The 12,925-nt window shown below is 64.4% G+C and carries 16 protein-coding genes; 3 read left to right on the plus strand and 13 right to left on the minus strand.

The genetic code is table 11. From position 1 onward, the window contains the following. Positions 1 to 7: 7 nt before the first annotated feature. The 13 genes from ABQF13_RS21820 to ABQF13_RS21880 all read right to left on the minus strand — a co-directional run bounded on the left by ABQF13_RS21820 (position 8) and on the right by ABQF13_RS21880 (position 10,743). On the minus strand, positions 8 to 1,183 hold the full coding sequence (locus tag ABQF13_RS21820) for a cytochrome P450 (RefSeq protein ID WP_448394876.1): 1,176 nt from the start codon (positions 1,181 to 1,183) through the stop codon (positions 8 to 10). Beyond that, a complete protein-coding gene (locus ABQF13_RS21825) occupies positions 1,180 to 1,599 on the minus strand; it encodes a VOC family protein (RefSeq protein WP_448394877.1) in 420 nt (139 codons plus the stop codon). Before ABQF13_RS21825 ends, ABQF13_RS21820 begins: the two co-directional genes overlap by 4 nt. Continuing rightward, positions 1,596 to 2,651: an NAD(P)H-dependent amine dehydrogenase family protein gene (locus tag ABQF13_RS21830; protein ID WP_448394878.1), complete on the minus strand. Its 1,056-nt coding sequence runs from the start codon at positions 2,649 to 2,651 to the stop codon at positions 1,596 to 1,598. The genes ABQF13_RS21825 and ABQF13_RS21830 overlap by 4 nt, the downstream gene beginning before the upstream one ends. After that, complete coding sequence (locus tag ABQF13_RS21835) at positions 2,644 to 3,693, minus strand: NAD(P)H-dependent amine dehydrogenase family protein (protein WP_448394879.1); 1,050 nt, start codon at positions 3,691 to 3,693, stop codon at positions 2,644 to 2,646. Before ABQF13_RS21835 ends, ABQF13_RS21830 begins: the two co-directional genes overlap by 8 nt. Then, entirely contained in the window at positions 3,690 to 4,913 is a 1,224-nt protein-coding gene (locus ABQF13_RS21840) for a cytochrome P450 (RefSeq protein ID WP_448394880.1), read from the minus strand. Before ABQF13_RS21840 ends, ABQF13_RS21835 begins: the two co-directional genes overlap by 4 nt. Further along, positions 4,910 to 5,350 (minus strand): hypothetical protein, encoded by a 441-nt coding sequence (locus ABQF13_RS21845; protein WP_448394881.1) that lies wholly within the window; start codon positions 5,348 to 5,350, stop codon positions 4,910 to 4,912. Before ABQF13_RS21845 ends, ABQF13_RS21840 begins: the two co-directional genes overlap by 4 nt. Before the next feature lie 19 nt (positions 5,351 to 5,369). Then, the gene (locus tag ABQF13_RS21850) at positions 5,370 to 6,065 is read right to left on the minus strand and encodes a hypothetical protein (protein WP_448394932.1); all 696 of its coding nucleotides are present in this window, start codon (positions 6,063 to 6,065) and stop codon (positions 5,370 to 5,372) included. Next, on the minus strand, positions 6,050 to 6,178 hold the full coding sequence (locus ABQF13_RS21855) for a hypothetical protein (RefSeq protein WP_268875954.1): 129 nt from the start codon (positions 6,176 to 6,178) through the stop codon (positions 6,050 to 6,052). Before ABQF13_RS21855 ends, ABQF13_RS21850 begins: the two co-directional genes overlap by 16 nt. Before the next feature lie 14 nt (positions 6,179 to 6,192). Then, on the minus strand, positions 6,193 to 6,996 hold the full coding sequence (locus ABQF13_RS21860) for a CbbQ/NirQ/NorQ/GpvN family protein (protein ID WP_448394882.1): 804 nt from the start codon (positions 6,994 to 6,996) through the stop codon (positions 6,193 to 6,195). A gap of 34 nt (positions 6,997 to 7,030) precedes the next feature. After that, a complete protein-coding gene (locus ABQF13_RS21865; RefSeq protein ID WP_448394883.1) occupies positions 7,031 to 8,566 on the minus strand; it encodes a nitric oxide reductase activation protein NorD in 1,536 nt (511 codons plus the stop codon). Between the two features lie 157 nt (positions 8,567 to 8,723). After that, a complete protein-coding gene (locus tag ABQF13_RS21870; RefSeq protein WP_448394884.1) occupies positions 8,724 to 9,326 on the minus strand; it encodes a TetR family transcriptional regulator in 603 nt (200 codons plus the stop codon). A 57-nt stretch (positions 9,327 to 9,383) separates the two neighbouring features. Further along, entirely contained in the window at positions 9,384 to 10,064 is a 681-nt protein-coding gene (locus tag ABQF13_RS21875) for a hypothetical protein (RefSeq protein ID WP_448394885.1), read from the minus strand. A 79-nt stretch (positions 10,065 to 10,143) separates the two neighbouring features. Then, positions 10,144 to 10,743 carry a TetR/AcrR family transcriptional regulator gene (locus tag ABQF13_RS21880; protein ID WP_448394886.1) on the minus strand — a complete coding sequence of 200 codons (600 nt, stop codon included), beginning with the start codon at positions 10,741 to 10,743 and terminating at the stop codon, positions 10,144 to 10,146. A 74-nt stretch (positions 10,744 to 10,817) separates the two neighbouring features. Here ABQF13_RS21880 and ABQF13_RS21885 point away from each other — a divergent pair, with 74 nt between their 5' ends. From ABQF13_RS21885 to ABQF13_RS21895, 3 genes are read left to right on the plus strand one after another with little or no spacing between them, the layout of a single operon-like run. Further along, the gene (locus ABQF13_RS21885; RefSeq protein ID WP_448394887.1) at positions 10,818 to 11,606 is read left to right on the plus strand and encodes an SDR family NAD(P)-dependent oxidoreductase; all 789 of its coding nucleotides are present in this window, start codon (positions 10,818 to 10,820) and stop codon (positions 11,604 to 11,606) included. A 17-nt stretch (positions 11,607 to 11,623) separates the two neighbouring features. Next, positions 11,624 to 12,697 (plus strand): NAD(P)H-dependent amine dehydrogenase family protein, encoded by a 1,074-nt coding sequence (locus ABQF13_RS21890; RefSeq protein ID WP_448394888.1) that lies wholly within the window; start codon positions 11,624 to 11,626, stop codon positions 12,695 to 12,697. Beyond that, complete coding sequence (locus ABQF13_RS21895) at positions 12,694 to 12,924, plus strand: hypothetical protein (RefSeq protein ID WP_448394889.1); 231 nt, start codon at positions 12,694 to 12,696, stop codon at positions 12,922 to 12,924. The genes ABQF13_RS21890 and ABQF13_RS21895 overlap by 4 nt, the downstream gene beginning before the upstream one ends. Position 12,925: the final 1 nt, after the last annotated feature.

Genomic DNA, 12,925 nt, shown 5'->3' on the forward strand with positions numbered 1-12,925 from the left:
GCTGGCGCTACGCGTTTGCACCGAGCCGCAACGGCAGTTGCGGCAGTGTGCAGGTGGCCGACGGCCACGTGATCTCGGGGATGTAACCGGGTGCGAGTTCGAAATCCGGTATCCGGTGCAGCCATTCGGTGACGACGATTTTCAGCTCCATGCGGGCCAGGTACGAACCGAGGCAGCGGTGCGGTCCCCCGCCGAACCCCCAGTGCTTGTGCACCTTGCCGTCCATCACGAGGTCGTCGCCGGAGGTGGCATCGCTGCCGTCGCGGTTGATCGCGCCCAGACACAACCGGACTTCCGCTCCGGCGGGCAGCGCCACGCCGGCGACGGTCACCGGTCGGGTGGTACGTCGGCCCATTGTCGGTGCCGGCGGCTCCAACCGGATCATCTCCTCGACGAAACCGTCGATATGGCTTGGTGTTTCGCGGAGCTGCGCGCGCAGCTCGGGCCGTCGGGCCAGCTCGAGGATGGTGAAGCCGATAGCCGAGGTGACCGTGTCGAGCCCGGCGAGTACGAAAACCAGCGAAAGCCCGGTCGCCTCCTCGTCGGTCAACGGGTCATCGCTGTGCAGCAACTGCGACAGCATGCCGTCCTGCGGTTCGCGCCGTTGCCGGTGCACGGCCTCGGCGAGGTAGGCGAACAACTCCGCCGCCGGGGTCAGGTCGACGCTGGTCGGGTCTTTGGCCAGGCTGACGGCGATGATCGCGTCCTTCCAGGCGATCAGCCGCTTCCGGTCTGCGAGGGGCAGCCCAAACAGGGTGAGGAACACCTGTGAGGGGTAGGGCGTAGCGAGGTCGGCCATGACCTCGCACTCGGCTCGGTGCGCGATGCCGTCGATGATGTCGATGGCCTGCGCCTGCAACGATGGGAGGACGGTGCTCAGTTTCTGTGGGCTGAAGAACGGATGCAGGATGCGGCGGTAGCGCGTGTGTTCGGGCGGGTCGAACCCCAGCGGCACCATCGGTACCGGGCTGATCATATCGTCATAGCTGGTTTGTGACGAGAACGTCTCGTGATCGCGTAGCGCGGCAAGAACATCCTCGCGGCGGGTGAAGTAGTACGAGTCGTCGCCGTACAGCACCGGTCCGAGGTCGCGAAGTTTGGCCCAGCCCGCGCCGCGGTCATGCGACATCGGCAGGTCTTCGTAGCAGACGGGTGGCGGCAGGTTGGCAGAGATTTCAGTCATGTCACATTCGTTGCTAGCAGGGTAATTGGCAGGTTGAGCACCGAGAGATCGATTTCGTCGAGATAGGAACCTTTTCCGGAGAAGCCTTGGCGAAACCGGGTGACCGAACCGTACCGGTCGGTCACTGCCTCGGCTGCTGCGGCGTCGGGCACCCGCAGCACCACCGTGTACACGCCGTCGCCGTGGGTGGTGAGAAAGTCGTTAACCGACAACGCGACCGACGCCGTGGACCCCGGTATCGGGCTGATCAGTTCGAGTCCGCCGTCCCAGTCCAGTTGCACGGTCACGCCCAACTCGGTCAACTCGGCGGGGTTGAAGGTGAAGCCGAGTTCGGTGAACATCCGGATGACGTCGGCCTGCCGTTCGGCGGCCACGGCGAAGACCACGTGGTGCAGCCGGGAACCGTCGTCGCTCATTTGCGTACCAGACCGCGCGGTCGAACCAGTCCGAGGTCGTGGTGGGTGAGCCAGCCCGGCGCGGCGTCGCAGACGTCGGGGATCGTGTTGATGGCGCCCATCGCGGTCCAGTCGTAGCCCGGGTGGACCATGGTGCCGTCCGGCCGGTCGACACCCTGTAGGGTCAGTTCGGTCGGCGGGTCGCCTTCGATCACGATGCGGTAGCGGGTTTTACCCCAGTCCCACGGCGGATCCAGCTGATCGCGCCCCGCGGTCAGATAGATGGCGTGGTACACGATCAGCGGCTTGCCATCGGCCCATGCGGTCCACTCGTGATGCTGGGCGGCGACAGTGCCCCGCGGGATGACACCCAGTTCATGAGGTATGTCATCGGTCGAAACGGCCGCGCGCAGATCGGCTTTCACCTCGTCGATGTCCACCCCGAGGCCGTCGGCGACCATGTGCATGGATTGGGCAAAAAATGACACGCCGAGACCCAGAATCGTTGGTTCGGAGAGGAACTTGTCGCGGTCTTTGCCGAACCCCATCCAGTCAATGTGGTCCAGGGGCGCATCGGTGAGGACGTTGACGACCTCGTAGACCTGGATCTTGTCGATCCGGCTGACGACACGGGCCAGGGTGAGCGGCAGGATGTCACCCGCATAGCCGGGGTGGATACCGCCCGCGGAGAACGACGTCCCGCCGTCCTGGCACGCAGCGCGGACCTTGTCCCCCGGCTCGCGGAAATCGTCTGTGGGATAGAACAAGCCGCTTGTGGTCACGACGTTCTTGCCCGAGCGCAGGAGCCGGCACACGGTGTCGACGTCCATGATCACCGGTGTGTAGAACACGCAGTCGGCGTCCATGGCGATCAGCGATTCGACGTCGTCGGTTGCGGTCACCCCGATCGGTGGGATGCCTGCGATCTCTCCGGCGTCCTTGCCGACCTTGTCCTTGTTGTGCACCAGAACCCCGACCAGGTCGAAGACCGGGCACTGCGCGAAGTGCCGCACGCCGACCTGCCCGACATCTCCCGTCATCCACTGGATCACCCGATACGTTTTCTCAGACATGGAGGACTCCCCGCGGAAGTAGCAGTGGTAGATCGTTATACGTGGCGATGCCTGCAGGTGCCGCCACAACGGCAGGTATCGCCGTGACCGCAGGCATCGCGACGATCGACAGTCCCAGCATGATGTAGTCATCCAACGTTTCGCCGACGAAGTCGACAGGTGGCAGGAAGCTCAGCGTGGTCTTGATCGTCGGTGTGCCGCGGACCTCGACCGTGTAGCCCATGTCGAGTTCCCAATCCGGGTCCAGTGTCTGGCCCTTGCGCCAGCGTCCGCGGATCTCGATGACCTCTTTGCCAGCGATGATTCCCAACCAGGCGACGTCGACGCCGGCGACACAACCTTTCGCGATCGTCCAGTCACCAGGCAGGTGCAGGTCATCGGTGGTCTGGGCGTACGCGACGTCGCAACGCACCTCGTCGAGTTCGACACCAAGTGCGTCGGCGACCAGGCGGACACCGTCACCGAAGATGGCTGAACCTTTCTCGGTGATCGCGGGCAGGTCCGGCTGGTCGATGGGATAGCCGAAGCCCATCGGCTTTTCGGTGGCCGGCGAGTCGTAGATAGTGGTGTCAATGGCCTCTGTGACGCTGACCTTTTCGACGCGCTCCGACAGGCCTGCCGAGACGATCGCGAAGAGCTGGATGAAGCCGGGGTTGATGCCGCTGCCGAAAACGGTCGATCCGCCCTGTCGGCATGCTTCTGAAATGCGGTCGCGGCCCTCTCCCAGGAAGTGGCCGGTGATGAACTCCGAGGTGGACACGATGTTGATGCCCGAGCTCAGAATCCGGACCATCTCGTCGACGTCGGCGAACATCGGGTTGTAGACCACGCAGTCCGGCTCGAGCGCCAACAGGGCGTCGACGTCATCGGTGGCCGCCACACCCGCGGGTTCGATACCGCACAGCTCGCCGACGTCTCGGCCGACCTTGTCCTTCGACCATGTGTAGCAGCCAACGAGCTCTAGCTGCGGGTTGGCCACGACGGCACGCACGGATCGCTTGCCGACGTTGCCCGTCGTCCACTGGATGATGCGGTAGGTCATGCCACTAACCGTTGTGCTGGCTCGAAAACCACGGGCACCGAACGGTATCCCCGGGTGACCGAGCTGCCGTGAAAGTGCGGTTGACGGCCGGGGTCGAGGTGGAAGTCCGCCATCCGCACCAGTACCTGCTCGAGACCGACCTGCAGTTCGAGGCGGGCGAGGTTGGATCCCAGGCAACGGTGCACGCCGGCGCCGAACCCGAGGTGCCGGTTTTCGCGCCGGTCGAGGATGCACCGATCGGCATCGGGGAACACCTGTTCGTCACGGTTGGCCGACGCGTAGTTGACGATGACCGATTCTCCGGGGCAGAACGTCTGCCCGTTGAGTTCGACCTCGTTGGCGACCGTGCGCGGGATTCCGTGGATCGAGCCCCCGAAGCGGATGAACTCCTCGACTGCGCGGCCCATGATGTCGGGCTGGGCGATGAGCCGGTCGCGCTCACCGGGGTTGGTCGCCAGATAGTGGAAGGCAAACGACATGGCGCTGGCGGTGGTTTCGAGCCCGGCCTGCACCAGCAGCATCGCATTGGCCACCACGTCGCCGAACGGGAGCCGCTCGCCGTCGATCTCGGCCGTCAGCAGCACGTCGATCATGTCGTCGCGCGGCGGTTGAGTGGTGCGCTCGCTCACCCCGTCGTGCAGATGTTGATACAGCCCGCCCCAGGCCGCCATCCGGGTTTCCTCGGTGGCACCGTTGAGCGCGGAGTCGGTGAGCTCGACGCACAACGGGACGTCCTCGATCGGCATGCCGAGGACATATTTGAAGAAGACGATTCCCGGCTGGCGCCACGCCACATCGGCAAGGTCACCGCTTCCTGCTTCGATGAAGCTGTCGATCAGCCGGTCGGACTCCTCGCGGATCTGCGGACGCAGCGCCTTCATCCGCGCGGGTGAGAAGTACGGGTTGAGCACCTTGCGGAACTTCTGCTGCCGCGGGGGATCCAGGGTGATCACCAGATCGCCCGCCAGTTGCTCGCTTGCCTCCGGTGTCGGGTTGCTGGAGAAGTGCTGCCAGTCCTGCAGGATCCGGTAGCACTCCTCGTAGCGCACCGCCACCCAGGCGCCCCCGGGGGTCGCACTGAGAAACGGCGTGTCGGTGTGGACGAACGGTGCAGTCCGCCGCATCACCGAGTACACGTCGTAGAGGAAGTCGTTGTCGTTGAAATCCTCGTGGCGCAGATCCCAGTTACGGGCATGCTGTCCGGGCGGCTTTGAACTCACTGGGCTGAATCTTCATGCTGCTGAGCGGCTTTGCGCGCTTCGCTTTCTTCGTGGATCCGCACAAGCTCGCGGAACCCGATCCGGTCGTACTTCGGCACCGGTTGGATCCCCCACTCGTCCTGTGCGGTGTCCTTGCCCTCGGCACCCTCCGGGGGACCGAGCGGCGGATACGGAACCTTGCACTCGAGGGTGTCGTCGGAGTAGCGGACCTTGAGCAGACCGCTGCAGATCTCGGTCAGGCTCAGCGTCGGGTACCCGTACCACACCGCCATGAACGGCAACGTGAACGCACCCTCGATGACGAGCGCGATCAGGCAGACGAGCACCGCACGCTTGATGTATTTGTGCATCCGCGCGTAGTAGGGCGTTGTGCCGGGCGGCAGGTCCTCGGCGGGGTCCTTTTCGTCGGTGGCCGACGGATCCGATGGTGACGTCATGAGGTGCTCCTTAACCTGTTCAGTCGGAGAAGATTTCGCGGTTGACCGTGTGTAGGTACGGGATGGCCAGGAACGGCGTGATGTAGAAGATGTCGTAGATCCACCAGCCGATGACGGGGAACAGGACACCTGCGTAGCGGACGTCGGCGTACATCGTCATGTTGAATACGTACGCGCACCAGATCACCACGCCCATCCAGCAGGTGATGATCATCCACTGGTGGCCCCAGCGCTTCATCTGCAAAAAGCCGATCGCTGCGGCGCAGCGCATCGCGAAGACGGTGAGGATCAGGCCTGCGACGTAGGCCTTTTCGCCGGGCACCGCGGAACCGCCCACCCATGGTTCGTTGTAGTGCCAGAAGTACGCGGCGTCGAACATGTGGCCCCACCCGATCATCAACACCCGGTTGATCAGCGTGTGGTTGGCGACCAGGTCCAGCGCCCAACCGAGGCTGTTGAGCATGCCGTCGATCAACACCAGGTACCCGATGAGGGTGACGATCATCGGTCGCACCGACAGTCCGGCGCGGGCAGCCTGCCGTTGCAGCCAGACTCCGCGCATGAAGATGGGGAACCCGATGATGCCGGGCGCCCACATACCCATCAGTGCGGCGCCCACGATCATCCACTTGTCGGCCCGACGTTGAGCGACGCGCGATTCTTCGTGATGATCTTCGAGACTGACTGTGGCCGTCGCACTCACAGCGACCACCAGCCACGCTCGAACGACATGTAGAGCTGGATGAGGAACATCGCCAGCAGATAGCCGTAGATGACGATCTGCAGGATGATGAGCGCCTTCTTGCGCTGCTTCTCCTTGGGGTCCATCACAACTCCCTTTCTCAGTGCGGCTTGCTCGAGTTGCCGGCGGCGGCCAGGCTGGCCACGGCCACTTCACGTAGGCCGTCGGTCACCGCACCGTCACTGGACAACGGCGCGAGAATGCAGGCTTCGGCGGCATCCAATTCCGTTGCACCCGCGGCGATCAGGTACGCGGCGGTGACCAGGACGCGGGTGGACGGGGGTTCGAAGTGAAACGCCTCGTCGGCGGTGCGGATCGCGGTGGCGCACGCGACGAGCCGCGTCGCCGTCTGCAGCGGGATGCCGGTTTCGGCGACGATGACCTCGGCCTCACGTTCGGGCGAAAGGTATCTCATCGGCAGGGTGACGAACCGCTGCCGAAACGATGGCTTGAGTTCCTTCAGCGAGCTTCGGTATGCGGGGTTGTACGAGCACACGAGCATGAAGGTCTCCGGCGCTTGGACCACTTCGTCGGCCCGGTCGAGATAGAGCGTGCGTCGGTGATCGGTCAACGAATGCAGCACGGCCAGTGAGTCGTGGCGTGCCTCCACCACCTCGTCGAGATAGCAGATCGCGCCGGCTTTGACGGCCCGGGTCAGCGGTCCGTCGGTCCACACCACGTCGCCACCGGTGACCATGAACCGGCCGACGAGGTCCGAACTGGTCAGGTCGTCGTGGCAGCTGATCGTGACGACCGGCCGGCGCAGCAGCACACCCATGTGCTCGACCAATCGCGTTTTTCCACAGCCCGTCGGCCCGGTGAGCATGACGGGCAGGCGCTGGTGGTAGGCCTGCTCGAACAACTGGACCTCGTTGCTGTTCGAGTAGTAGGTGTCGGTGGTCATCGGTGGTTCGAGCTCCCTCGGGTTGATGATGCGGTCAGGCGGCGACGAGTTCGCGGTGGACGTGGGCGAGCACCCGTGGCAGGTCCTCAACGCGTCGGATGCGTTGGGACCGGCGAGCTCCGAAGACCTCGGGAAGCGGGTCGACGCGGGTCGGTCCGACGCCGACGTAGTACATCGAGACGCCCGCGTCGTTGGCCTCCTCGACCGCATGTGCTGCGTCGGCCCACGCGTAGCGGCCTTCGTATCCTTCGTCGGAGATCAGGCCGTCACCGATCACGATCAGCAGCCGACGTTCCGACGGCTGCGCTAGCAGGCGGCTTGTCAGGTGCCGCAACGGTGCCCCGAGCCGGGTATAGCCACCGGCCGACAGGCCGAGCCGGCCGGGCGGAACGAAGCGCCGGTCCTCGAAGTCCTTGAGGCAGTTGACCTCGACCCGGTGCCGGGTGTTGCCGGTGAACACGAAGATGCCGTGGCGTTCGCGGGCCAGTGTCATGGCGCGTGACAGTGCGTCGGCACAAGCTAATTCGAGTTTGAAGACCCGGCCGCCGTGTACCCCCAGCGACGAACTGCCGTCCAACAGCAGCGCGGTGGTGACGTCGCGGCTGCTGGGCAGCAGTTCTCTGAAGATGCGGGGTTCGATGGCCTCGCCGGTTGTGAGGTCGATGTAATGGTTGACATACTGCTCGACGTCCAGGTCGGAACCGTCTTCGAGGCGGTTCTTCATCGAACGGTGGGTGTGTTCGCTGAACCACTTGCGCAGATCCGCCGACACCGTTCCGGGCTGCCGGTTGCGGCTGGCGTGCGCACGTTCGAGGACAGCGACGTGGTCGGCCATGAAACTCTTTGTCCAGGCGTTCCATTCCGGATAGGGAATGCCTGGCCGGTGATCCGGCGTGAGATCCAGATCGTTGTCCTGCGGGCGGCTGGGCGGCGGCAGGTTGGGGTTGCGGACTCCCCCGTCGCCGCCGACCGGAACGGAGTACGGTCGCGGCAGCCGCTTTTGCGTCGTGGTCCACGGCATCCGGCCGAAGCTGCGCCGCAGCTTGTCCGACAGGCCCTGCGGCACCGTGTAGGCCAGCGGCAGCCTGCCCACGACGGCGGGGACGTCGCCGACCGGCTGGCCGTTGCGCGTCAACGAGATCGCGCGTTCGAGCATCGCGTCGGCAGCCATGTCGTCGGGCAACGCCTCGAGATCGGGCAGCAATCGCTGCGCCTCGACCACCAGCCCGGGCCAGTTGACCGCGACCCAACCCAGTGCGACGCCGGCCTCGACCAGCGTGAGCGCGCGAAGCTCACGCGCGGTGAGTTCGTTGAGCCGGAAGTGGGCGAGCCGCTCCTTCGACGGTGCACACTGCAGCGCGACACCGCACGTCAGGGTTCTGCGGGTCCAGTCCGGCGCCAGGGACGGATACGGCACCAGCACGTAATCCAATCCCGCGTTCAGGCTGAACTGGCGATGTTCACCGGTCACCAGGCGTACGCCCTCGCGGCGCTGGCCGCTGAGCGCGACAGCGGTGACGGCGCAACTGCGTTCGACCGCCAGCGCGTGAGCGTCGGACAGATCAGTCATGGCTGGCCTAAAACGTGCCGAGGCTGGAGAACATCCAGTACCAGAACCAGATGACCAGCGCGGCGCCACCCCACGCCCCTACGTAGCGCAATATCTCCCATATCCAAGCCCACACGTCGATCTCCTCGGTTGTTGTGTCGTTGCCAGTGCGAACCGGTCATCGCACTGCCAAGCCGCGAACGGCGGTCGAGACCAATTTGGCCAGCATGATGTCGCGGGTGTTCGGGTTGGCCGTGGTTGTCAGCACGCCGTAGATGCCGAGCAGGAAGAACGTCGCGCTGTAGAAGGCGTCGACCTCGGGATGGACTTCGCCGTCGCCGCGGGCACGTTCCAGTTCGCGGACCAGCAGGACGATCACCGGGTGGTCGGTCCATTCGTCCTTGTGCGGCCGTGTCGGTGAAAAGTGCAGTGCCAGCAGTTCCTTGAAAAGCACCGGGCCGAACCGGTGTTCCAGATCGGTGACCAGATCGACCACCGCGGTCAATGTGGTGACCAGATCGTGGCGGTGCTCGATGAACTCCGCGAACTCCGTCGCGATGCGTGCCTCTTGGCGGCTCTCCAGCTCCAGGAGCACATGCTCCTTGCTGGGGAAGTGGAAGAAGAACGTGCCGTGCGCGACACCGGCCGCCGCCGCGATCGCGTTGACGTCGGCGCCGGCCATGCCGGACTTCGTGAACTCGGTGATCGCCGCGCCGAGGATGCGTTCGCGCGTCTGCAGCCGTTGCGCTTTGCGCGCCGACGCCTTCACCTGTGCGGTCATGATTCGCTCTTTGTAACGCAGGGGCTGACTGAAGTCAATGAGTTCAGTCAGTCGAGGTCAATCGGAGAAGATTTCTCTGTTCACCGAGTGCAAATATGGAATCGCGAGGAACGGGGTGATGTAGAAGATGTCGTAGATCCACCAGCCGATGACGGGCAGTATCACTCCGGCGTAGCGGACGTCGGCGTACATCGTCATGTTGAACACGTACACGCACCAGATCACCACGCCCATCCAGCAGGTGATGATCATCCACTGATGACCCCAGCGCTTCATCTGCAAAAAGCCGATGCCGGCGGCGATGCGCATGCAGAACACCGTGAGGATCAGACCGACTTCGAGCGCCTTCTCCCCCGGTCCGGCAGCACCGCCGAGCCACAGTTCGTTGTAGTGCCAGAAGTATCCGGCGTCGAACATCGCACCCCAGCCGTTCAACAACACTCGGGCCAGGATCGTGTGGTGGGCCACCAGGTCCAGCGCCCAACCGAACACGTTGATCGCGGCGTCGACGATGACGCAGTAACCCAGCAGCGTCACCAACATCGGCCGCACGGACAGCCCGCTCCGTGCCGCCCTGCGCAGCAGCCACACCCCCCGCAGAAAGAGAGGCAGTCCGAAGATCCCGAGCGCCGCGGTGCCGATGAGCACACTGCCCGAGATCAGCCACTTGTCGGCCTGGCGCTGGGCCTGCCGCGAGGCCTCCGCATGTTCGTCGAGTCCGCTTACGGTTGCGGTCATCGCGGGCGGGTTCACAGGCACCTCCTGAAGCGGGCGTGGTGCCATGAGCTTGTCAGCGACGTTGACTCAAGTCAATCAGTCAGCGGACCTCGATGCCGCGCAGTGTTCTGGCGATGTAATCGTCGAGCATCGCACTCCGGGTGGGCCACTCGGACGTGGTGGTCAGCAAGGCGTACAGGCCGAGCAGGAAGAACACCGCGCTGTTCATTGGATTGACGTCGGGGGCCACCCGACCGGCCTGTTGGGCGCGTTCGATCTCCTGGGCCACCCTGACGATGACCGGGTGCTCCTGGCTTTCGTCGGTAGGCCGACTCTGCGAGAAATGCAGGGCGAGAAAATCTTTGAACAGTACCGCGCCAAGGCGACGTTCCAGCCCCAGCACCAGTCGAACGGCCTCTTTGAGGATCGCTGGCAGCGTGCGCCTGGATTCCGCGAACCGGCCGAGCTGTTTGGCGATGCGCTCTTCCTCGCGCCGCTCCAACTCGAGCAACACATGCTGCTTGGTCGGGAAATGGAAAAAGAAGGTGCCGTGGGCAACTCCGGCGGCGGTCACGATCGCGCCCACGTCGGCCTCGGCCATACCTGCCCGCTTGAACTCGGCAATGGCCGCACCCATCAGTCGCTCTCGGGTCTGTAGCCGCTTGGCCTCACGTGCCGATGGCCTTTCCACCACTGCCATACCTTGACGATAGCAACACTTTTCTTGGCTCGACATCTGTGATTGACTGCAGTCAATTTCACGGAGGAGTTCGCATGGCGTTGGAACAGTTCAACCTCGACGGCCAGGTGGCGATCGTCACGGGCTCGGGTAAGGGTGTCGGACAAGGGATCGCCAGGGTGCTTGCCGAAGCGGGGGCGACGGTGGTCGGCACCGCGCGCACCGAGTCCGACATCGACGCGACGATCGCCGGCATCGAGGAGAACGGCGGCAAGGGGTTGGCGCTCGTCGCCGACGCGACGAGCCGTGCGGACGGTGAACGTGTGGTGAACACGGCGATGAAAGAGTTCGGGCGTATCGACATCCTCATCAACAATGTGGGTGGTTCGACGTTCGGGTCGTTTCTCGACATCACCGACGAGGACTTCCGGCACACCTTCGACTGGTGTGTCACGTCAGCGTTCATCATGAGTCAACTCGCCGCCCGTCACATGATCGAGGCCGGACACGGCAACATTGTCAATATCTCCTCGGGCTCAGCACGTTTCGGCATCCGCGCACTTACCGCGTACTGCGTCGCGAAGGGTGGGCTCGAAGCACTCACTCGGGCGATGGCCCAGGAGTTGGCACCGAAGATCCGCGTCAATGCCATCGCACTCGGCTCATTCGCCACCGAGGGACTGCAAAGCGGCCTCGATATGATGCCGGGGGCACTGGACACGATGCTCTCACTCACGCCGCTGCATCGACTCGGCGACGTCGATGATCTCGGTCGGCTCTGCGTCTACCTATCGACCAAGGACTGCTACGCGACCAACGCCATCTTCCACGTCGACGGCGGGATCGACTCGAATAACCTGCCACTGCCCATCCCCGACTACTGACCGAGAACGGATACCAGATGCGCAGAGTAGTCCAGTTTTCCACCGGAAACGTCGGGCAGCACTCGTTGCCTGCGCTGATCGGGCGTCCCGATCTGGAGCTCGTCGGGGTGCACGCCGCCAGCCCCGCCAAGATCGGCAAGGACGCGGCCCAGCTGTGCGGGCTGAGCGAACCGACCGGGGTGATCGCAACCGATGACATCGACGCGCTCATCGCGCTGAAGCCCGATTGCGTGGTGTACACCGCGCTGGGTGAGACGCGTCCGATGGAGGCGATCGAACAGATGGCGAAGTTCCTTGCCGCGGGCATCAACGTCGTCGGCACGTCGATGGTGTGGTTGGTGACACCGAACCAGGCCGACGACTGGCTTCGGACACCGTTGGAACAGGCTTGTGAGGCAGGTAATTCGTCGCTCTACGTCAACGGCATCGACCCCGGCTACTCCGGGGACACCGCAGCGCTCGCCGCGCTGAGCCTGGTCACCCGCGCAAAGTCCGTCGCCGTGCAGGAGGTCTTCGACTACGGCAACTACGATGACTACGAATACACAGGCACTGCAATGGGTTTCGGTGCCGGCCCGGACGATGAGCGGCCGATGGCGTTTCAGCCCGGCGTCGTCGCGTCGATATTCGGCGGGCTGGTGCGCAACCTCGCGCACCATCTCGGCGTCGAACTCGACGAGGTCACCGACCGCTACGAGCCCTGGTACACCGACAAACGCATCGAGTGCAAGATGATGACCGTCGAGCCCGGCCGGCTGGCCGGGGTGCGTTTCGCTGCAGAAGGGGTACGCGGCGGAGTTCCGATCATCACCGTGGAGCACACCACCCGGCTCACCCCCGACGCGGCACCGGATTGGGAGTATCCGCCCAAGGGCCACTCCGGTGTGCACAAGGTGATCGTGGAAGGTGAACCGCGCATCGAGATGAGCACCCTACTGTCCCATCCGACGCTCGACGTCACCGAGGCCGGCTGCGTCTCCACCGCCGCCCGCGTCCTCAACGTGATCGACTGGGTATGCCGCGCCCCCAAGGGAATCATTGCCGTGGAGGACGTCCCGCCGGCCGAGATGGTCCGCGGGCTGATGTGGTGAACAGCCTCGTACCGCCCACGGTCCGTCAGGCGCGATGGCTGATACTGGGCGGCGTATTCGCCATCGCGATGGGCGCACTACGCGGCTACGCCTTTTTCACCAACGGCGGACTGATGTTCCTGCTGATGGCTGTGGCCTTTCTGGCCATCGGCGTGGCATCGGTTCTCGCCTCGATGCAGCGGCTCAGGCTCGGAGATCCACCACGCGGCGACGCAGACCGACGCTGAT

The organism is Mycolicibacterium sp. XJ879 (genome assembly GCF_053483935.1).